This is a genomic window from Vibrio parahaemolyticus, assembly GCF_900460535.1.
Lineage (GTDB): Bacteria > Pseudomonadota > Gammaproteobacteria > Enterobacterales > Vibrionaceae > Vibrio > Vibrio parahaemolyticus.
Map to the genome: position 1 here is coordinate 2,715,209 of NZ_UHIL01000001.1, position 19,279 is coordinate 2,734,487.

20 protein-coding genes are annotated in these 19,279 nt (G+C 45.2%); 5 read left to right on the forward strand and 15 right to left on the reverse strand.

The window, feature by feature from the left end; translation table 11 throughout:
* The first annotated feature begins 96 nt into the window (after positions 1-96).
* Together chrA and DYB02_RS13920 are read left to right on the forward strand one after the other, a co-directional pair.
* The gene (gene chrA, locus DYB02_RS13915; protein ID WP_029803963.1) at positions 97-1,236 is read left to right on the forward strand and encodes a chromate efflux transporter; all 1,140 of its coding nucleotides are present in this window, start codon (positions 97-99) and stop codon (positions 1,234-1,236) included.
* 113 nt (positions 1,237-1,349) lie between these two features.
* Positions 1,350-2,462 (forward strand): phosphatase PAP2 family protein, encoded by a 1,113-nt coding sequence (locus DYB02_RS13920; RefSeq protein ID WP_029803965.1) that lies wholly within the window; start codon positions 1,350-1,352, stop codon positions 2,460-2,462.
* 147 nt (positions 2,463-2,609) lie between these two features.
* Here DYB02_RS13920 and DYB02_RS13925 read toward each other — a convergent pair whose 3' ends face one another.
* The 14 genes from DYB02_RS13925 to DYB02_RS13990 all read right to left on the reverse strand — a co-directional run bounded on the left by DYB02_RS13925 (position 2,610) and on the right by DYB02_RS13990 (position 15,045).
* The gene (locus DYB02_RS13925) at positions 2,610-3,623 is read right to left on the reverse strand and encodes a tetratricopeptide repeat protein (protein ID WP_025441486.1); all 1,014 of its coding nucleotides are present in this window, start codon (positions 3,621-3,623) and stop codon (positions 2,610-2,612) included.
* Between the two features lie 21 nt (positions 3,624-3,644).
* Positions 3,645-4,586, reverse strand: a complete 942-nt coding sequence (locus tag DYB02_RS13930; RefSeq protein ID WP_005456630.1) for a type II secretion system F family protein — start codon at positions 4,584-4,586, stop codon at positions 3,645-3,647.
* 2 nt (positions 4,587-4,588) lie between these two features.
* Positions 4,589-5,557 carry a type II secretion system F family protein gene (locus DYB02_RS13935; protein ID WP_005456615.1) on the reverse strand — a complete coding sequence of 323 codons (969 nt, stop codon included), beginning with the start codon at positions 5,555-5,557 and terminating at the stop codon, positions 4,589-4,591.
* A gap of 11 nt (positions 5,558-5,568) precedes the next feature.
* A complete protein-coding gene (locus DYB02_RS13940; protein ID WP_005456652.1) occupies positions 5,569-7,020 on the reverse strand; it encodes a TadA family conjugal transfer-associated ATPase in 1,452 nt (483 codons plus the stop codon).
* Positions 7,021-7,032: 12 nt separating this feature from the next.
* Positions 7,033-8,241 carry a nucleotide-binding protein gene (locus DYB02_RS13945; protein WP_005494112.1) on the reverse strand — a complete coding sequence of 403 codons (1,209 nt, stop codon included), beginning with the start codon at positions 8,239-8,241 and terminating at the stop codon, positions 7,033-7,035.
* A gap of 12 nt (positions 8,242-8,253) precedes the next feature.
* Positions 8,254-8,772 carry a TadE/TadG family type IV pilus assembly protein gene (locus DYB02_RS13950; RefSeq protein WP_005494108.1) on the reverse strand — a complete coding sequence of 173 codons (519 nt, stop codon included), beginning with the start codon at positions 8,770-8,772 and terminating at the stop codon, positions 8,254-8,256.
* The gene (locus tag DYB02_RS13955; RefSeq protein ID WP_020835429.1) at positions 8,769-9,233 is read right to left on the reverse strand and encodes a TadE/TadG family type IV pilus assembly protein; all 465 of its coding nucleotides are present in this window, start codon (positions 9,231-9,233) and stop codon (positions 8,769-8,771) included. The genes DYB02_RS13950 and DYB02_RS13955 overlap by 4 nt, the downstream gene beginning before the upstream one ends.
* 1 nt (position 9,234) lies before the next feature.
* Positions 9,235-10,503 carry a TadE/TadG family type IV pilus assembly protein gene (locus DYB02_RS13960; RefSeq protein ID WP_021451008.1) on the reverse strand — a complete coding sequence of 423 codons (1,269 nt, stop codon included), beginning with the start codon at positions 10,501-10,503 and terminating at the stop codon, positions 9,235-9,237.
* Between the two features lie 27 nt (positions 10,504-10,530).
* Positions 10,531-10,755, reverse strand: coding sequence for a hypothetical protein (locus DYB02_RS13965; protein ID WP_005482341.1), 225 nt, complete (start codon positions 10,753-10,755; stop codon positions 10,531-10,533).
* Between the two features lie 12 nt (positions 10,756-10,767).
* The gene (locus DYB02_RS13970; protein WP_021822936.1) at positions 10,768-12,231 is read right to left on the reverse strand and encodes a type II and III secretion system protein family protein; all 1,464 of its coding nucleotides are present in this window, start codon (positions 12,229-12,231) and stop codon (positions 10,768-10,770) included.
* Positions 12,232-12,238: 7 nt separating this feature from the next.
* The gene (cpaB, locus tag DYB02_RS13975; protein ID WP_005456561.1) at positions 12,239-12,994 is read right to left on the reverse strand and encodes a Flp pilus assembly protein CpaB; all 756 of its coding nucleotides are present in this window, start codon (positions 12,992-12,994) and stop codon (positions 12,239-12,241) included.
* A gap of 13 nt (positions 12,995-13,007) precedes the next feature.
* Positions 13,008-14,321, reverse strand: coding sequence for a DUF8689 domain-containing protein (locus DYB02_RS13980; protein ID WP_021453674.1), 1,314 nt, complete (start codon positions 14,319-14,321; stop codon positions 13,008-13,010).
* Between the two features lie 62 nt (positions 14,322-14,383).
* Positions 14,384-14,872: an A24 family peptidase gene (locus DYB02_RS13985; protein ID WP_017447723.1), complete on the reverse strand. Its 489-nt coding sequence runs from the start codon at positions 14,870-14,872 to the stop codon at positions 14,384-14,386.
* A complete protein-coding gene (locus tag DYB02_RS13990; protein WP_029803968.1) occupies positions 14,872-15,045 on the reverse strand; it encodes a Flp family type IVb pilin in 174 nt (57 codons plus the stop codon). The genes DYB02_RS13985 and DYB02_RS13990 overlap by 1 nt, the downstream gene beginning before the upstream one ends.
* 329 nt (positions 15,046-15,374) lie before the next feature.
* Between DYB02_RS13990 and DYB02_RS13995 the strand changes: the two genes are divergently transcribed.
* Entirely contained in the window at positions 15,375-16,100 is a 726-nt protein-coding gene (locus tag DYB02_RS13995) for a helix-turn-helix domain-containing protein (protein WP_029803970.1), read from the forward strand.
* 147 nt (positions 16,101-16,247) lie between these two features.
* Complete coding sequence (locus DYB02_RS14000; RefSeq protein WP_029803971.1) at positions 16,248-17,939, forward strand: AMP-binding protein; 1,692 nt, start codon at positions 16,248-16,250, stop codon at positions 17,937-17,939.
* 55 nt (positions 17,940-17,994) lie between these two features.
* Here the strand turns inward: DYB02_RS14000 and DYB02_RS14005 are convergent, their stop codons facing one another.
* A complete protein-coding gene (locus DYB02_RS14005) occupies positions 17,995-18,204 on the reverse strand; it encodes a DUF1127 domain-containing protein (RefSeq protein WP_005494095.1) in 210 nt (69 codons plus the stop codon).
* Positions 18,205-18,302: 98 nt separating this feature from the next.
* Here DYB02_RS14005 and DYB02_RS14010 point away from each other — a divergent pair, with 98 nt between their 5' ends.
* The gene (locus DYB02_RS14010; RefSeq protein ID WP_029862068.1) at positions 18,303-19,229 is read left to right on the forward strand and encodes a LysR substrate-binding domain-containing protein; all 927 of its coding nucleotides are present in this window, start codon (positions 18,303-18,305) and stop codon (positions 19,227-19,229) included.
* The last annotated feature ends 50 nt before the right edge of the window (positions 19,230-19,279 follow it).

A 19,279-nucleotide genomic window follows, 5' to 3' on the forward strand; every position in this document is an offset into this window, starting at 1 on the left:
CATTTCATTCATAAATGAAATTAAATCTATCAATTTGAGTCATTTTAGAGCATCCGATAAATTAGCAACAATGCTTTTTAGATAAACAGGCTCGACATGTTCACCATCTTCAAAACTTTTTTCTGGCTGGGTTGGTTCAGCTTCGGCGGCCCTGCGGCTCATATTGGTTATTTTCGACAAACCTTTGTTGAGAAACTGAAATGGCTTGATGACAGCGAGTACGCGCAAATTGTCGCGCTCAGTCAGTTTTTGCCGGGACCGGGCTCAAGCCAAGTCGGCTTTGCATTGGGTTATAAACGCGGCGGTTTAGGTGGCGCATGCGCAGCATTTGTCGGATTCACGCTTCCTTCGGTGATCATCATGTTGGCGCTGGCGATGGTGAGCAGCCAAATCACCGACACCGCAGTGTTCCAAAACATCGTTCACGGCCTAAAACTGCTCGCAGTCGTCGTCGTGGCGGATGCGACTTGGGGCATGTACAAAAACTTCTGTCAAAGCAAACTGACCGCGGGTTTGTGCGTCGCGACTGCGATTGCGTTGCTGGTGGCACCAAGCATCATGACGCAAATGTTCGTGTTGCTCGTAGCAGGTTTTGTCGGCATGCGATATCTGAAGAAAGACTCCGCGCCATCAGCCGAGCCGTTTAAACCGTCTATCACGCCATTGGCTCTATTTGCGGTGCTTTTACTCGGCTTACCGTTAGTAGCTCATACGTTGCCTTTGCTTGGGCTGTTTAGTGATTTTTTCCAAGCTGGTAGTTTAGTGTTTGGTGGCGGTCATGTGGTGCTACCGCTTCTGCAAAACATTGTTGGCGACCAGCTCAGCCAAGATGCATTTTTAACAGGCTACGCCGCTGCACAAGCTGTACCGGGGCCAATGTTCACCTTTGCGACTTTTATTGGTTATGAGCTTTCGGATACGCCAATTTTAGGCGCGCTGATCGCAACGCTTGGCGTATTCCTCCCAGGGTTTCTTTTACTGCTTGGCGTTCTTAAAAACTGGCAAGCACTGGCAGGAAAACCGCTGGTCTCCGGCGCTATCAACGGTGTCAATGCCTCGGTAGTAGGGTTACTACTCGCGGCACTTTACCAGCCAGTATTTAGCAGCGCAGTTGTTGCTCCCATCGACATGGCGTTAGTGGTTGCGGGTTTCTATCTACACCAAAAGCTCAACCTTTCGGTGCTGTGGATGATCGTGTTTTTTGTGGCGGCAGGCCTTGTCACGGGCATGATGTAGCCTGCTGATACGCCAACTATTGAACCCAGATAAACTACGGGTACTCAAATACGAGTGCCCGTTTTCTCAACTAAGCTTAATGATATTGGAAGGATAGAGATGACGGATCATCGATGGAACAAGACAACAATTACGAGCTCAACCTGAGCTGGCAGAAAAAGGGCGTCGCTTTCTTCAATCAATTGCGAGAGGATATAGTTGCAGATAAAAGCATCTATTTTTATTGCCTTATCACAGCCATCCTGCTTTATGCCTTAGCAGTGTACTTAAAACTCCCAGTTCAATACTCATTTACTACCTACCTCGAAACTCTTTATTTAGCTTGTTACAGCGCAGGGCTTGTGTGGTGCAGTTACTACTATTTGTATCTGCTTGTTCGCCGTGAGAAACACCCCACCAAACAGTTTCTACGTAAGCTCAAGACCATCGTTTTCCCGCTCAGTCGAACCTGCTCAATTCTGATTTTGTTATTGGCGCTCAACATCGTCTTTTCAAATTACACCTTCTTAAAATCCATCATCCCCTTGCTACACCCTTACGGTGTTGATCAGAGCTTGATTGAACTCGACCGCTGGCTACATTTTGGCAACGACCCGTGGGTGATTACTCACGCTATTTTCTCAAGCCCTTGGGCATCTCTGGCAATCAATACCGCCTACAATGCTTGGTTCTTTTTTATGTGGGTGACGCTGTTTTTCTTTGTACTGTACAAGAAGGCACGAGTATTACGCTTACAGTTTTTACTCACGTTTCTGCTGACTTGGATGATCAACGGCAGCCTATTTGCGACCACGTTTTCATCAGTAGGGCCGTGTTATTTGGAGCTTTTGAACGGTGATGATCTTTTTGCTCCTTTAATGCAGAGATTGAACGAGCAAAGTACGTTTTTAGAAAGCGTTGGTGCATTTCCATTATGGGCTTTACAAACTCAGGATTACCTTTGGCAAAGCTATGTAACGCAGGTAAATGGCATCGGTTCTGGCATCTCTGCCATGCCAAGTATGCACGTATCCATTGCGGTGTTAATGGCGCTATGCACTTACCGTCTCAATAAAACATTGGGATACTTTGCCTGTGCTTTTGCGGTCATCATTCAAATAGGTTCGGTCCATTTGGGATGGCATTACGCGGTTGATGGCTATTTTTCTGTGCTTTCAACCTTGGCGATTTGGAAAGCGGTAGGATGGGCGCTAACGAGCCATACTCCCCAAACAAAAGTTACTTAACCAAAAGTTACCTAACGCTACGAACTCTCCATCAAAACCCAAAATAAAAAGCCACTCTCGCCATAGCAGCGGAGTGGCTTTTTCGTTGAATATTTACTCTGTCAGATAACGGCAGTGATTGAAGAAATCGCCTCTGGTTTCGTTACCCTATTGTAAGAACACTTTCGATGTATCTTGTCGCTCGCGAACTATCGCAAGAGCGCGCTCTAGGTTTTTGTTGGCTAACTCATAGTAGGCCGGGTTCTTATCAATCGCTTGCTGCAAGTAAGGAATCGCTTCGTCCGGCTTGCCTTGCAGAATTAAAAAGTACCCCACGTTATTTAACGCTTCAGGCTCGGTCATATGACGGCTGAAAATGCTCAGCGCTTGTCTTGGTTGGTCTTTCGCAAGCGCAATCAATCCTAAGTTGTTAATTGCCCTTTCATCACTCGGTTTGATGCTCAAAGCCGCTTGAGTAAAGTGCGCCGCTTTTGAGTACTCTTTTTCCATGTAGTACGAGTATCCCAAACTGACTAATGCGTTAACGTTTCTCGGGTCAATATCCAACCCTTTTCTGATCAGTGCTTGTGCTACGCCGTGATCGCCCCGGACGTCATACAATACGCCTAAACCAGAATACGCAGCCACTGGCGATTTATCGTCGTAACGATAAGTGGCTACAGTCTCTGTCGTGATGTTGTCGTTGGTGATGTTCGGGTTGCCTTTCATACGGATTTGGTCGGCATTAAGTGCGCGAATGTAATAACTCTTACCGACGTCTTTTTCGCCACGCTTGGTGTACAGCGTGCCAAGTTCTTGTAAGGAACCAATGTTGTCAGGATTTTCTGCAAGCGATGCACGAAAGGCTTTATCCGCCAGTTCGTAGTTCTCGCGAGCTAAGTGAATACGCCCGACGGTGTATAGCGTTTTGTCCTTATGCACCGCGTTAGGGAAAGAAAGGGAGCGAATGTATTCATACAATGCCAAATCGACATTTTTGTTGGTAAGCGCAATATCACCGCGCGAGATAGCCTCTTCCTCAGTTTTGGGCGGCTCATCATTGGTGAGCGACTCAACGGGTTTGCCAGAATACAAGCTGGAATCAAAATCGGATGCTTGTTCATTTGTTGCACATGCAGTGAGCACCAACAACGAGATGATGACGTATTTCTTAATCCACAACATAACTATCCCTATTTTTATCTAATTAGAAAATGCCTCAGCCAATGAAATTAACGCAGGTCCGATAGCCACAATGAAAAAGCATGGCCAAATAAATATCACCATTGGAAACATCATCTTGACTGGGATTTTTGCAGCAATTTCTTCCGCTGCTTGTTGACGCTTATCCCTGTAATCTTCTGTGTATTCACGTAAGGAGTTGACTAAGCTCCCCCCAATTCGAGATGCGTGGCTAAGCATACTCACCAGCCCCATCAACTCTTCTAAACCGGTTCTTACTACCAGTTCTCGTAATGATTCAGGCATCGGTTTACCTGCTTGAATCTTGTTACATACCGTATCTACTTCATCCGCAAGTTCAGGGTGAGAAATGACTATCTCGTCGGCAACACGACGTAACGCGGCATTAAACCCAAGCCCTGATTCCGTACAGACCACCAGCAAATCAAGCATATCTGGCACACCAGCACGAATCGCTTGTTGGCGCTTATTCACCATACGGCGCAGCATAAAATCTGGGATCAACAAACCAATAAATGCGGACAAGGCCATGTAAGTGTAGAGGTATTTCGACTCTGGCACCGTCAAGTAGACCAAAACGGCAATCATGATGCCCAAAATAGTGGTGATCGACTTAATGGCGTAGAACATCGATAACGAGTTACTTTGATGGAAACCCGCATGCATCAGTTTGTTGCGTGTGGTTTGGCGTTCTTTTTCACTGGTTGGCGAGGTTAAAGGCGCAAGAGACTCCAACGTATCGGCCATTTTTTTGTTGTGCGTTGGAAGCGGTTTCTTATCACCTGACAACTCCGCCAGCTTGCGCTTGATAGGCGAATTGACCCCGACAATGATGGAGCCCAACGTCATCACCACGAGCACCGTCGTGACCAAGATAAGTCCCATCAGTAAGGTTTCTTGATTAATGGCAAAACCGTTCAACCATCCTTGAATACTTTCCATGGCTACACCTCAATATTGACGATTTTGCGAATCCACAACGTTCCGATAAACAGAGCGACCATCCCACCAATGACCATTTTTATCCCCATTGGATGAGTGTGCAGCAGCTCGATGTATTCGGGCCGAACCAGAGAAATGATCACGTACAACGCGAAAGGTGCTAACACCAGCACCCAAGCTGACATGCGAGATTCCGCTGAAATGGTTTTGATTTTTCGAGCCAATTTGAAGCGAGCACGCAAGATATGAGATAGCTTTTCAATGTTTTCCACTAGGTTACCGCCCGTCTCTTTTTGCAATAGCACGGCACTGGAAAACGCAAGCATGGAAACCGTTGGTGTGCGCTCAGACATTTGCATGATGGCTAAACGCAAATCGTAACCATAATTGAGCAAGTTGAAGGTATTCAAGAACTCAGGGCCAAGTGGCGCGCTGACTTCCCTGCCCACTTCGCCAAACGCTTGAGTAATGGGCTGACCGGCTTGCAATACACGTTTGATGATGTCTAAGGCCTCTGGTAATTGCTCCTCAAATTTCATCAAACGGTCGGCAATTTTCTTTTGCAGATAAAAGTACGCAGAGACCCAACAAGCGACCGCAACACCAGCACACAAGTACCAGACTTGCCCCCACAAATAGAGCAGTAAACCGACCGCCACCCCAGATAAAAAGGTGAAGAAGATAACGCGGCTAAACCCCATCGAAATACCCGCGAGTTCGAGCTTTTTCTTAAAGCTTTCAAACAAGCTAAAACGTACTAACCATCGCTCTAGTGGCGAGAGATTCTTCAAAGAGTTTTCTCTTAGCAGCGAGATACTCTCTTGATCGATATGCTTGTGGCTTTCGTGAATTCTCTTAATGAGCTGTTTGTGTTTCACCTTTTTACCCGCCGAAGGCAGGATCAAAGCTTGGCTAATAAAGAACACCGACAAAAACAGCAAAAGAAGAAATAGGGGGAATTGACTTTCCATAGCACACCCTCCTAACGGACTTTTTCGTTAAATATTTCAAATGGAACGTCTAAGCCTCGTTTAATCAATTGATCATGGCAACTTGGTACGATGCCTGTTGCTATGTAATCCCCTAACACATTGCCATCTTGATCCACCCCTCTTCTCTGGAAGGTAAAGATCTCGGACATGGTGATGACTTCCCCTTCCATGCCGTTTATTTCCTGCAAACTGACCATGCGGCGCTTACCGTCTTCCTGACGCTCCATTTGCACCACGATATTGATGGCTGACGCGATCTGCGCCCTTAAGTTTTTTGTCGAAACGTTCCAACCCGCCATAGAGAACATGTTTTCAATACGGCTGAGTGCATCCCTTGGTGTATTGGCGTGAATGGTCGCAAGTGAACCGTCGTGACCGGTGTTCATCGCAGACAACATATCGACCGCTTCCGAGCCACGCACCTCACCAATCACAATTCGGTCAGGACGCATACGCAGTGAGTTTTTCACCAGATCACGCTGGGATATTTCACCCTTTCCTTCAATGTTGGATGGGCGTGTTTCCAAACGAATAATGTGCGGTTGTTGCAACTGCAACTCGGCCGAGTCTTCGATAGTAACGATACGTTGGTCACTCGGAATGAAACCAGACAGGATGTTAAGCGTGGTTGTTTTACCTGAGCCTGTACCGCCCGAGATAAGAATGTTTAGTTCCCCGACAACGGCTGCATTCAAGAATTTGCCCATTTCTGGCGAAAGCGAACCAAGCCCTAATAAGTTGTCCATATTCAAACGTTCGACCGCAAAACGACGAATGGATACCGAGGGCCCATCAATGGCAAGTGGAGGGATGATGGCATTGAAACGAGAGCCGTCTTTTAGACGCGCATCCACCATAGGCGACGCCTCATCAATACGTCGACCTACTTGGCTTACAATGCGGTCAATGATGTTGCGAAGGTGGCGCTCGTCCAAAAACGTATGCGGCGTTTTTTCTAGCTTACCAAAGCGCTCTACATAAATGTTTTTAGGGCCATTGACCAAAATATCTGAAATGGTTGGATCTTCAAGCAGTGGCTCAAGCGGCCCAAGACCAAACACTTCGTCTTCGATTTGGTGGATAACGCGGTTGCGCGCTTCTGAACTTAAAGGATGCGTTTGGTCTTCGGCGATCAACTGAATCACCGCTTCCCTTAACTCTTCTTTCGCGCGATCTTCTTGCAGATGTGATAACAAGCCAAGGTCTAAAGTATCCAGCAATTTCTTATGGTAGTAGTGCTTAATAGCCAGATCTTGCTCGAGCTGTTTTTTCTGCTCTTCAATCGCTTTCAGTTTCGCTTCAACCGGCGTTAATGGTTTGTTTTCACTGACGTAATCTTCGTCTTCTGCTTTCGCAGCAAGATCGACCTTGACGACTTTCGATTCTTTTTCTTCATCTACGGAATTGAATGAACTCCCGACGCCTTTCCGTTTGAAAAACATAACTCCCCCTTACTAAGAAAAGAATTTCTTAATCCAACTTTGGTGCTCTTGTGTTGGGCTTTCTAATAAGTGCGATATTTCCGCTAACGAAGCTTTTAAAGCACTATTTTTCTTAGATTGAACAATTGGGTTACCTAAATTGGCGCTCTCTATCGCAATAGCAAAATTATTTGGAACTAAATGTATCGCATGGCCACCAACTGCGTTTTCAATATCTTTTAAGGATATTGTTGATTTCTTTTCAAAACGATTAACTATGAGTTCAACCTGATGATTACTTAAACCATAGTCTAATTCTAATGAACGTATATAACTGACCGCATGTTTTACTGAGGTCACATTCTGCTGCATGATCAAAAATATATGCGTAGCAGGGGAAACAATCTGTTGATAAACATGATCCACGCCATGAGACAAATCGACAATAATATGCGAATAAAACTGACGAAGAATAGGCAAAAGCTTACTCACTTGAGCCGCATGCTTATGATTATTTCTTGGATCATTTTGATTAAAACAAAGATAATTCAACCCTGAAGGATGTTGATAAACGAGACCTTCTAGTGACAATTCATCTAAATCGTTTACGGAATCAATCACATCGTTGATGTTATATTTCGGCTTACAGTTTAAATAATCCGCAGCATCACTGAACTGCATATCGAGATCAATCAGCAATACTTTACTTTTGGCGTAACTTGAAAGTTCAATAGCCGTATTAGTTGCTAAGGTTGTCGCCCCAGAACCGCCTTTGGTATTGATAAATAAGGTCAAATCACCCATTTGCTTATTGGAAACTTTTTCCTCAGCCGTCGATTTCAACAATGGGTATAGCTCGCCGAGTTCAACTGAACGCGAGAAATAATCTGTCGCACCCAGTCGCAACGCCATTTTGAGTGAAGCGGTATCGCTTTCATCACCGAAAACAATTAATGCCGTATGGCTGTGCTGTAAACTACTGTCACTGGAATAAACATGAGCCACTTTTTGCGCCCAGTTTTCCCCGGTTTCAATATAAATTAGATCAGGTATTGATTTGCTCTTAACCAAATCAATATTAAATAAATCCAGCTCTATCCAATCGACATTGACATTGACGCAACCAGATAATTCATCTGCTATATGAAGTTTAAAATTGGACGTAGAATAGACTACCCAAACAATCAAGTTTGTTTTTAAACTTTTATATGTTTCGTCATTTATTTTTACTGGTTTCAACATAAAGCTACTCCATTAGCAATCCGTAATAACATTGGCACCTTCAGGCCTTAGTATTCCTAAACTCTCGGCAGGCAATATGGTTTCAAAAGCTGGAGTACTCCCTACTGCATTAATTAAAGCAGCTAAAACAAAAAACTGAAAAGTATAATTAACCGCCCTTGCTCTAACGTATTTGATTTGTGCAAATTGCGCGTTTAACACGTCACTCGACGCAGGTGGTGTGGATAAAAATCCAGAAACATCGACGCTTGCACCTGCTTCATCAAGATAATCAATCTGCAAATTACTGGCGGTGAACCCTGATGGGTAAAGGTTAGACACCGACGGCAAGCTCGGAATGTCATCCCTATCGGCGATGTAACACACGGTCGCAAGCCTTGCAGCTCTTCTGGTGACCTCATTGACCATTTGCACGGAAAAAAAGTACACCGCAAACTCCATGATCAAAAACAGTACCAATATCACCGCCAGCGCTATCAACGAGAACTCAATTTGAGTTACCCCTTTCTGTTTCGCTATTAATCGTTTCATGGACCTGTCCTCATAGACGTGGTCGCTCCAATGCTAAATTGCAAAGAAGTGCTCGAAAAAGGTAAGGTCGAAAAGATTGGCACGTAATTGTAAGTTGCTGACAGTGTGACCACTTTATTTGTGTCGGTTGGTTGAGTAATCACGATGTCATCCACGCCAATATAGTCGATTACTGGAGTGGTCGATGCAGTTGGTGAGCCGTATACCACCACGTTTTTGATTTTGGTTTCATCGGCAATACCTTCAAAATCCAACGTGCCGTACGTGTCCACCACCGCATAGCGAGCGCCATTTTGCAGCGCTTTATTGACCTCGGTGTACTGAATAAAAGCACGACAGACATCGATAACCAGAACCGTAAGCATCAACAACACTGGCAATGCGAGAATAAATTCAATAATCGCAAGCCCTTCTTGGTGCCGACCTCTTCTCATTTGAGTTTTGAATTTCAAATACAACATATTAAGAGGCTCCGCTGAATGGATCTTTGTATAGCTGGATCCGGTAGAAACCTTTGTCGGTTGGGTCTGTTCCTGTTGAACCGTTATTGATCAAGCAATCGTAAAGGAACTGCCCAAAGACAGATGCTTGACCAGAATTACTGACTTTTTGTAGCAAAAAGAAGCAACCAAATCCCAACACATCGAAGTCGGACTTACCTGTCGATTCTGTACAATTAACAATTGGGATACGTAAGATTCGGCGTCCGTTCGAACCACCATCACCTGTGTAACTGTCGTAATCACAAGAACCGCCACTTTCACAAGAACTCAGCTCCTGACGATAGTTGGCGTAATACAAGTCACCCGCATATTCAGCGTCGGTTTCAGCCAAAATATCAGGCTCTCTTACATACTTGTCTGGTAGAACCGTACCGTCGTTTTTAATCGGGCCAGAGAAGTCGTTAAGTCTTACATTCAACCCTTGCGCAACGGGGCCAGCGCTATTACCTGGTTTGGTTGTCACGGTATTCCCAACGGCTGCGCAACCGTTGTAAGCACCAGACAATGCATCACGAACCAAAGCCGCACCGCTATTGCCAGTCGCTTGACCAAAATCGAGCAATTGAAAGTTACCCGGCCCCATATCGGTATTATTCTGATCGCCAACTTTTAACTCGTGCACAAGCGACGGATCCATATCCACATTCGGATCATAACCCGGTGGACGATACCCCCATGCGTCTTCAACCGTACCGTTTGGATCGCCACACATCGCAATCGGCGTTAAGTTACATGTGTAAGCAATCGCCGCGCTTCGCCCCGCAACGGCACTGGCCGAAACGTTCTTAACAATCCCAAATACAGCACTCAGATACTGAGAAATCCCCATGTCAGTTACCGCGACGCGAACATAAATATCGTACTCGCCTGTCGGTGGCGTAAAGCTCGCCGCATTTACAAATGTCTGCATGTCGTGCGAGAACGTCACGGATGTGTTGCCGTCAGTAAACGATAGTTCAGTATTACCTGATTCCGATGCGATGCTGCTTAGCGTTGCGATAACCGCAGCTTCAGCTTGATCAACATCTTCCGTTTTATCTGCAACCACAGCCCCGGCGAGTGCCGCCGTATCAACCGCATTCTGTAGGCGTGTTTTGTTAAGTACTTGATGGTTTAAATCAATACCGAACGCAGCAACGCCTAACAGAATCAGCAGAACCATACTGATGAGCACCAAGGTGATCCCTTTCTGGGTTCGCCTTGTTGCTGTCTGCATTTTCCTTCGCATAGCCCCTCCTATAAGTGAACGAATCACTTATTTTTCTTTGGCTACCCCGTTATTGTTGTATACCTCTAAGCTGACCTGCGTACGCTCACCGCTTCCTTCTGGTAGATAACCTAGGTTTTCATACCATGCTTCCGGATTTAGCGTTTGTTCTGCGCGCAATTGGCTTACCGAGATTCCAAGATCAGGGTCATTCGCACAGCCAAACAAGCCGAATGATGTGAAACAAATGGTCATGATCATTATGCTTTTCATCTTGCTCTCCATTTATAGACTGTGCCCAAACTTGCCCTCAGAGCCACCTTCTGACGAACCGTACTGATTAAAATTATTGTTTGTATCTTCTTCTCTGATGTCATTGAGTTGATAGCGGTCGAAATCGAGTTTCGCGCCTTTACCCAACAGATAGAACTCCACATCGTTTGGAGCCACAAACCCATCCGTCGGCAGAGTCACTCTGCGTCTATCGATTGGCGTCGCTAATCGTGGTGTTACCAAAATCACCAGCTCGGTTTCACCAGATGTAAACTCTTCACTCTTAAACAAGCGTCCAAGTACTGGAAGGTCACTGGCTCCCGGAATACCATCCGCAACGTTACGCGCGTTTTCACTCAACAAGCCTGCGATACCGATCGTTTGTCCGTCCGCTAATTCGATTGTGGTTCCCGCGCTACGCTTAGTGATTGGCGGAATAAAGAACGTTGCGTTGACTTCGTTCGGATTAAACGTCAGCACACCAGAGTTAGAAATTTCACTCACGTTGACATTGAGTTTCAGGTTGATTCTCTTATCACTGAGAATGAAAGGTACAAAGTCCAGTTGAACACCGTACTCTTTGTAGTCGATGGTAATGCCATCTTGATTCGGTACAGGAATTGGGAATTCACCACCCGCAACAAATTCCGCTTGAGTACCACTTAGTGCAGTAAGGCTTGGCTCTGCCAACACTTTAGCCACACCGTTTTGTTTCGCGACATCCAGAGCAAACGTAAACAAAGTATTGCTATCAATGAACGATCCCAAGAAGCCGAAATCTTCCACCGTTGGCACATTTAAAATCGGGCCAATGTTGTCGATACCGCCACCAGCGGTTGTCGCACCCCAAGTGAAGTCACCGCTTTTTTGGAAGAAATGGAAGTTCGAGTCAAAACGTCTTACTAATGAACGCTGCACTTCCGCGACCGTCACTTCTAACGTCACTTGCTGCGCGCCACCAATAGAAAGCAAGTTAATGACTGAGCTTTCATCATCTTTCGCGTTGTCATCTTCTTCATCAGCGGCATCACCTAAAGCAAAGGTTTCGGCAATTTTGACGGCGATATCCATGTTTTGCTGACTGCTGACCAAACCTCTGAGAACAACTTTCTCTTGAGCGCTATGCACTTCGATGCTTTCGTCCGGCAAGAACTGGAACAACTTAGATTTAAGCGTATTTAAATCGTGAGTGACTTCGACATTAAACTGTTCGATCAATCGGCCACGACTATCCCAAACCGACACATTGGTCGTTCCTAGTTTTTTACCAATCAAGAACAGTTCATTCGATCTTAGAACTACGATATCCAAGACTTCTGGATCCCCTAACGTCACCTTTTTGGCCTTACCTGAAATCACCAATTGTGTAGATTGATGATGCGCAACAGAAACAACTCTTCCAGACTGCGCGGTTGCCGCATGAACAGACAAGCTAACAAAAAGTAACTGGCTAACGAGTAATATTATTGTTTTCATAATTCACCTAATTACTGACTCGGACACTGGATGCCTGAGATCCCTTAATGATGGTCACACTAGGTCGAGGGGTATATTTTTTTGCAACAACAGGTTTATCGACTTCATGAGGGTTACGCAAAGCCAGTTGGATCTCACCCTTGCTGTTAGCAGAAAGCAGTTTTTCCGCTTCTTTCGGGGTAACTTCCAAGGTGACTGCACGAACGATCACGGGTTTGTTGTCGTTAGTTTTTGCTGTTTGGTCGACTGCTAATACATTGATATTTTTTAACACCGTGAGTGTGGTCGCTTGCTTGCCTTTGCCATAGCTCACCGTGCTCAACACATCCACTTTGTTACCCGGCAGTAGGAAACCCGCTACGCCGATAACGTCATTTACACGAATGGTGACTGCTCGCTTGTTCTCAGGAATTAAGGCCGCAAGCGTTGCGCCCTCTCCAGGTTGAGCAAGACGATTAGGATTGACTAACTCGCCCGCGTAAATGGTGTTTGCAACGATACGTCCCAAAGCTTGCTCAGGCACTTTGAGTGTTTCGTCGTCTATCCAGTCCACTTCCATTAACTTGGTGGTTAAATGCTTTTCATCCAAAATGGTGCCTGGCTCCAGCTCCATCGTAGCGACTACAACAGGGTGACGTTCCACCTCTTCGAGCTCTACTGTTGGCTGGTTTCTGCCGTCCATCCATTGTTTGGCAATTAATACGGCAGCAAGGCCGAAAACAATGGAGAGCAGCAATAACATGATGACTTGAGTCCGACTCATAATTTAAATCTCCCTATTCATCCACTGTGAAGTACAGTCCCCAGGCACGAGTTAATATGTCTGACGAGACGATCTTCTCTTTCCCTTCGAACACCAAAATATCTCGGCTAATGCCCAATAAATCTTTTGGTAAGCAAGGGAAGTAAGCGACATCATTGTCACGGTGTAGTTGGCTTAACATTTCGAAAAACTCTGGCACTAACGTCATCTGATAGTCTTTAGCGAGAGACATCCACAAGGCTTGATAGTCAGTCAAACTCAGTGGTTTAAACTCGATTTTGTAACCAAGACGACGTAAAAAAGCAGGGTCTGCAATTTTGCTCGGTGCAAAGTTGGATGAGAAAGCCAATGTCAGCATAAATGGCACGGTAACTTGTTGGCCGTTAGGCAGTGCTAGATGGTCGAACAAATACTCCATCGGCACAATCCAGCGGTTCAACAACGCATCAACGGGCATGGCTTGACGTCCTAAATCGTCAATAACCAAAATGCCGTTGTTTGCCATCATTTGCAGCGGCGCAATCCAAACTCTATTGTGCTCGCTATGGTTAACTTCCAACATATCCATCGTAAGTTCGCCACCGACTTGGATATTTGGTCTTTCACACAGAACCCAGCGTTTGTCGTAATGCGTTTCCAACTTAACGAATACTTGAGAATGGGAGTTGTCTAAACGACGGTGATGGTGCTCGGAAAATACTTTGATGATGTTGCCATCAGCATAAATAGCGTAAGGAATGAAAACCGACGTACTCATCGCATTCAAAACACGCGCAGCCACGTAACTCTTACCAGTACCAGCATGCCCGTATAGCAGCATTGCTCGACCTGAGTTAATCGCCGGGCCAAGCACTGGAATTAAATGCTCGGAGCCAAATACATCGGACAACGCACGCTCCACATCAGCGCGCATGATCGGGTTTTTACGCAGATCTTGCCCTTCCACAACCGTCCAATAATCTTCCAACGACACAGGAACTGGGCCAATGTAGGGATCTTTTCGATAAGCAATATCCGCCTCAGCCAAACCAAATTCGGTAAGGCTATATCGAACATTAGAATACGAATGACTTAGTTTGTCTGACGCAGGCTGATACACCTCAACCCAACTGCGTTTTCTCAACTGCGCGAGTGCAAGCTCAACGATGTTTGAAACCACACACAAACGTTGAGTCAGTTCAACTAAATCACATTTGGGATAAGCAGCCAGATGTTTCAGAACTAGGTTTTCAACGACTGAAGCTGGGATCCCAAGACCTTCCACTGCGGAAGGCACCTTTGGTGGATTAATTTGTGGCACTAGTTTTTCCCAATACGCAGAGCCCATCATACTTCCCCTCTTGAAGTTGCCTAGTCAACTGATGTCGTATGTTTTTCTATTTATAAGTATTAGTGCGTGTAGGAGAAATAAGCTAATCCGATTACGATTACAGGCGCGAAAGGAATCACTAGTGGCTTATTAGACCTAAAGCCTGGTGTAACTTTTTCAATGCAGTAGCCCTTGACCTGATGAGTTAGAGCAACGCTCGTTGAAGCAATGTGCAGCATCAAATAAAAGATGCCAACAATACCCCCTGCGAGAATAATTCCGATAGACGCTTCCCACAGATTACTCAGTCCCAGCCATGCCCCTATGACGGCGAGTAATTTAACGTCTCCTCCAGCCATTGCTTTAATGAGGTAGAGTACAAAGCACACTGCAAACGCAACCAGTCCACCATACGCATGATCCAAAAGACTCACGCTCGGGCTGTACAATACGTTTGCAGTGACAGCGACCAGAAGCAACAAAACGGCTTTATTAGGAATTCTGTGCTTCTGGGCGTCTGATACACCTATCGCAATTAGCAGTGACCAAATCACCAACTCGCTAAGCATTATGAGCCATTGATTCGAGATGCTACTGATGTGAACTTGCCAGCTAACGTTGTCCAGAAACCAGACGTTAGGAAAGCAGTCACAATTAGAGCGGCGCCCAAGATGTATTCAAGCAGTGTTAGACCTTCTTCATCTTCCATGAAGTCCTTGATTAGGTTGCGAAAGTTGTCCATAAGTTTATCCCCTTGTTTAACATTTTCTCGCTTGTTAATGATGCAAGTGCATATCCACCTGAATCATGATTAAACCTTAGTCACCGAAAAAATGGGGAGTTAGGACTTTTTTGCCAACGACTAGTACTTTTTTGCCCACCTTGTGTTTAGCGTTAAAATGTATCAAAAATGAGACACAGAACCACACTATATGCGACATATCTCACACTTGCAGTATGAATTAATAGACCTAAGCTTAAACGAAAGGGTGAGTTATTGATTTCAAGGAATGAGACTCGACTTACACCGCATGGACAACGTTGTTTCGACTCAAGCTGAAAGGATGTCATATGGAAAGAGTGACAAAAGCTTATTGGATTGGAGAGCCGTTACACACTCTGCCTGAAGAATTTAAGGCAGAGTTTGAGCAGCATTTTGATTTGCTAGATTGCAGCAACGACATATCAGTATTGAGTGATAAAGAGTTTTGCTACTTCTTTTACTACATCACCCATGACCCAACCGACCATGCCAAAAGCATTACTACCCTTTGTGAAAACCTTGATAAGAAACTGATTGTTGTCACAAAAGAAAACACCGAGTGTTGCTTACCGCCAAGTCACATCACCGCTGAGTGTTATGAGCTCAATGAAAATACGCTACCAGTGTGGCTTTCTCAAGCTAAGCTCAAATACTTTTTACACGCCAAAGTCGATGACGCACAAATTTCTGCGGACAATATTTTTTCCCGCAATGGCAAGTCCAATTTCTCAGATGTCGTCAATTACATCGCCAACAATGTTCATAAAGACCTAAGAGAAGAAGAAGCCGCAGCACTGTGCCATTACTCTCCGACTTACTTCTCAAAGGTGTTTCACCGCAAAGTTGGTATGTGTTTTCGTGACTATGTGACTGCGAAACGCATTTCATTAGCCAAAAAAATGCTGATCGAGAACGAATCCATGAAAATCGCGTATATCGCTTACCAATGTGGTTATCGCGATGTCTCGTACTTTTCTCGTATCTTTAAAAAGAAAACGGGGCTTTCCCCGGCGAATTATCGCCAACAGTTTTAAGCTCAAATCACAGTGTTTTTTGCCGATCTAACGCTAACTTTCCCACAGAATTCATCAAAATGCGTTCCCGTGTCGTAATTCAACATGCTAAAGTTAACAAAGCATTAACAATTATAAATACAACGAGAAGACATGGAGTCACCAAACATGAATCAGCCGAAAATAAATAGCACTGCTGGTTGCGCTCTCCCACCACCAAATGAAATGATTCTTAAATGGGCAGCGGAGCGCCCGAATGAGGTCTACCTAAAACAAATCATTAACCGACAGTTTGTCGAGTTTACTTACGCAGAAGTCGCCGATCAGGCTCTCAAGCTCGTCAGCGCACTACGTGGGCTGGGTATTCAGCCTGGCGATAAAGTCGCACTGGTATCGAAAAACTGCGCAGAGTGGTTTATCTGCGATTTGGCCATGATGCTAGGGGATTACGTAAGCGTACCTATTTTCCCTACCGCAGGCGCCGACACGATTGAATACTGTGTAACTCACAGTGAAAGTAAGGTGCTGATCGGGGGGAAGCTTGATGACCCAGCAGCAACTCAGCAAGTCATTGATGCCATACCAGAGCTTATTAGCATCGCGCTGCCGTATGATTCAGCACCACAATGCCAATACCAGTTCAACGCATTGATTGCGGATGCCGTGCCAAGTGAAGAGCGTCCACAACACTACGACGATAAGTTGATGTCATTGGTGTATACCTCCGGCACATCAGGTTTGCCAAAAGGCGCAATGCTGACTTACGGAGCGTTTAGTTGGTCGGTACAACAGCTGATCAACCACATCGGCATTCAAGCTAACGACCGACTCTTTTCCTACCTACCATTGGCACATATTACTGAACGCGTTTATATTTTTGGTTCATCCATCATGGGTGGCGTACCAACGGCTTTCCCAGAGTCGCTCGATACTTTTATCGAAGACGTGAAAATGCACCGCCCAACCTTGTTCATTTCTGTACCGAGATTATGGACTCTGTTCCAGCAACGCATTCAAGACAAACTTCCACAGAAAAAATTGAATTTCTTACTGAAAATACCGTTCGTAAATTCGCTGATTAAGAAAAAGCTCGCCGAAGGGCTGGGGTTAGATCAAGCGCGAGTTTTGGGTTGTGGTTCTGCTCCGGTATCACCCGCACTATTAGATTGGTACCACAGCGTTGGCCTAAACATCACCGAAGCATGGGGGATGACGGAATCCTTCGCTTACAGCACCATAAACTACCCATTTAGAGCAGATAAAATTGGTACCGTGGGTAACGCAGGTCCCGGCATTGAGTTAAAAATTGCCGATGACAGCGAAATCATGGTACGCGGTAAGGGATTGTTCTCTGGCTACTACAAAAATGACATCGCAACTCAAGAATCTTTTGATTCAGACGGTTGGCTGTACACCGGCGACATTGGCGCAATTGATAAAGATGGTTACCTCACCATTCAAGGTCGCAAAAAAGACACGTTCAAAACCGCCAAGGGTAAATTTGTCTCTCCAGTACCGATTGAGAAAAAACTCTTCGAGTACAGCCGTGTAGAAATGATGTGCATAATTGGCTTAGGCTTACCTGGGCCTATTCTTCTTGTGGTGCCGCATGATTTTCCTCATTTCGACAAAGAGCGTTATGCTCGTACGACAAGAAAAGTCATTGCGCGCATGAATCAAGAATTGGCCTCTCATGAGCAGATCAAAGGCGTATTGATGATCAAAGAGCCATGGAGTATTGAAAATGGTGTGTTGACACCAACACTTAAAATCAAACGTCATGTATTGGAACAAAAATACCACGAGCTTGGCCACAACTGGCCGAAAGATGAATTAGTCTTGTGGGAAGAAGACTTGTAACCAAGCAAAGCACTCCTCAAAGCCATTGGGGAGTGCTCTTTATTCTTGCTTCAAACTACTCTCTCCAAAATGGTTTGCTGACTTCATCACGAATCTCATTCGCTTCTAATCCGATGTCATCCCACAAATGTTCAGGTAAGTCCCTCAAGTGTCGGCGCGTCCGATAGTTCCTTCGCCAAACAACCAGTTTAGAATAAATTAACTGTAACCAAGTCTGACGACTGACTGGGATCACTTGTTCACAAGTTTGCGTCACGTTTTCCATGTTTTGGCTTCCTATTACAATATTGACCAGTTAATAATCGGAGACTACGCTGATATCCTCAAACGATAGAATCTGCCATTGAGTTAAGGAAAACTAATGTGAAAGATCGGATGCCACCATTACAGGGCTTGTACTATTTTTTCATCGCAGCAAAGGAAGGCAGTTTTAAAACCGCAGCCAAGAATCTATTTGTTACCCCCGCAGCCATCAGCCAACAAATTCGTCAGCTTGAGGAGTTTTTAGGGACGGACTTGTTTGTTCGTCAACACAGAAAAATTGTGCTGACGCCAGAAGGGGAACTGCTATTTACTCAGGCAGAAAGAGGGTTTGCCCACTTGCAGCAAGGCGTACGTCTTGTCAACCAAGATCCAAACCCGAACCATCTTTCAATATCAACACTGCCCTCCTTTGCCCACCATTGGTTGGTGCCTAAAATCACCGCCTTTCGTCAACGTCATCCTGATATTGCCCTATTACTAGAGCCCACAAATGATCTTGTCTCTTTTCAAGATAGTCAGATAGATTTGTGCGTTCGCTACGGATTAGGAAAATACCCAAATTTAGAATCGCAGTGGCTGATGGACGAAGCCTTTTACCCAGCATGTCATCCTATGTATCAGAAGGAACATGGCATCTATAGCATCGAAGATTTAAGCAAAGCAGAGCTCATCGAAGACGTGTGGCCCGCTCTCGACTGGAACATGTGGCTAGCAAGACTTGGACACTCTGCGGCAAAGCCCGCTTTAAAATACAGTGGCTCGCACTTAGTGTTGGAAGCTGCGTTATCCCTACAAGGTGTAGCGCTCGTCAAACACAGCTTGGCGTATCAATATTTTCGGACGGGTAAACTGGTTCGTATTGGCGACATCGCGATAAAACCTAGATTTGCGTACTACCTATGTGCACCCAAGGGTTACTTGAAGCGACCAAAAGCACAACTATTTGCCCAGTGGTTAAAAGAAGAGATAGACACATTTGAAAAGTCAGTGACACAAGATTTTGAAATTATCGAGCTCGATAAGTAAGCACGTCTTACTTCAAAAGGAGTTTTGCTAAACAGCAAGAGAACGACCAA

Excerpts from the sequence above, each read along its gene's own strand:
- chrA (WP_029803963.1), top strand. The coding sequence starts at position 97 with ATGTTCACCATCTTCAAAACTTTTTTCTGGCTGGGTTGGTTCAGCTTC.
- DYB02_RS13920 (WP_029803965.1), top strand. The coding sequence starts at position 1,350 with ATGGAACAAGACAACAATTACGAGCTCAACCTGAGCTGGCAGAAAAAG.
- DYB02_RS13930 (WP_005456630.1), bottom strand. The coding sequence starts at position 4,586 with ATGGAAAGTATTCAAGGATGGTTGAACGGTTTTGCCATTAATCAAGAA.
- DYB02_RS13935 (WP_005456615.1), bottom strand. The coding sequence starts at position 5,557 with ATGGAAAGTCAATTCCCCCTATTTCTTCTTTTGCTGTTTTTGTCGGTG.
- DYB02_RS13940 (WP_005456652.1), bottom strand. The coding sequence starts at position 7,020 with ATGTTTTTCAAACGGAAAGGCGTCGGGAGTTCATTCAATTCCGTAGAT.
- DYB02_RS13945 (WP_005494112.1), bottom strand. The coding sequence starts at position 8,241 with ATGTTGAAACCAGTAAAAATAAATGACGAAACATATAAAAGTTTAAAA.
- DYB02_RS13950 (WP_005494108.1), bottom strand. The coding sequence starts at position 8,772 with ATGAAACGATTAATAGCGAAACAGAAAGGGGTAACTCAAATTGAGTTC.
- DYB02_RS13955 (WP_020835429.1), bottom strand. The coding sequence starts at position 9,233 with ATGTTGTATTTGAAATTCAAAACTCAAATGAGAAGAGGTCGGCACCAA.
- DYB02_RS13960 (WP_021451008.1), bottom strand. The coding sequence starts at position 10,503 with ATGCGAAGGAAAATGCAGACAGCAACAAGGCGAACCCAGAAAGGGATC.
- DYB02_RS13965 (WP_005482341.1), bottom strand. The coding sequence starts at position 10,755 with ATGAAAAGCATAATGATCATGACCATTTGTTTCACATCATTCGGCTTG.
- DYB02_RS13970 (WP_021822936.1), bottom strand. The coding sequence starts at position 12,231 with ATGAAAACAATAATATTACTCGTTAGCCAGTTACTTTTTGTTAGCTTG.
- cpaB (WP_005456561.1), bottom strand. The coding sequence starts at position 12,994 with ATGAGTCGGACTCAAGTCATCATGTTATTGCTGCTCTCCATTGTTTTC.
- DYB02_RS13980 (WP_021453674.1), bottom strand. The coding sequence starts at position 14,321 with ATGGGCTCTGCGTATTGGGAAAAACTAGTGCCACAAATTAATCCACCA.
- DYB02_RS13985 (WP_017447723.1), bottom strand. The coding sequence starts at position 14,872 with ATGCTTAGCGAGTTGGTGATTTGGTCACTGCTAATTGCGATAGGTGTA.
- DYB02_RS13990 (WP_029803968.1), bottom strand. The coding sequence starts at position 15,045 with ATGGACAACTTTCGCAACCTAATCAAGGACTTCATGGAAGATGAAGAA.
- DYB02_RS13995 (WP_029803970.1), top strand. The coding sequence starts at position 15,375 with ATGGAAAGAGTGACAAAAGCTTATTGGATTGGAGAGCCGTTACACACT.
- DYB02_RS14000 (WP_029803971.1), top strand. The coding sequence starts at position 16,248 with ATGAATCAGCCGAAAATAAATAGCACTGCTGGTTGCGCTCTCCCACCA.
- DYB02_RS14005 (WP_005494095.1), bottom strand. The coding sequence starts at position 18,204 with ATGGAAAACGTGACGCAAACTTGTGAACAAGTGATCCCAGTCAGTCGT.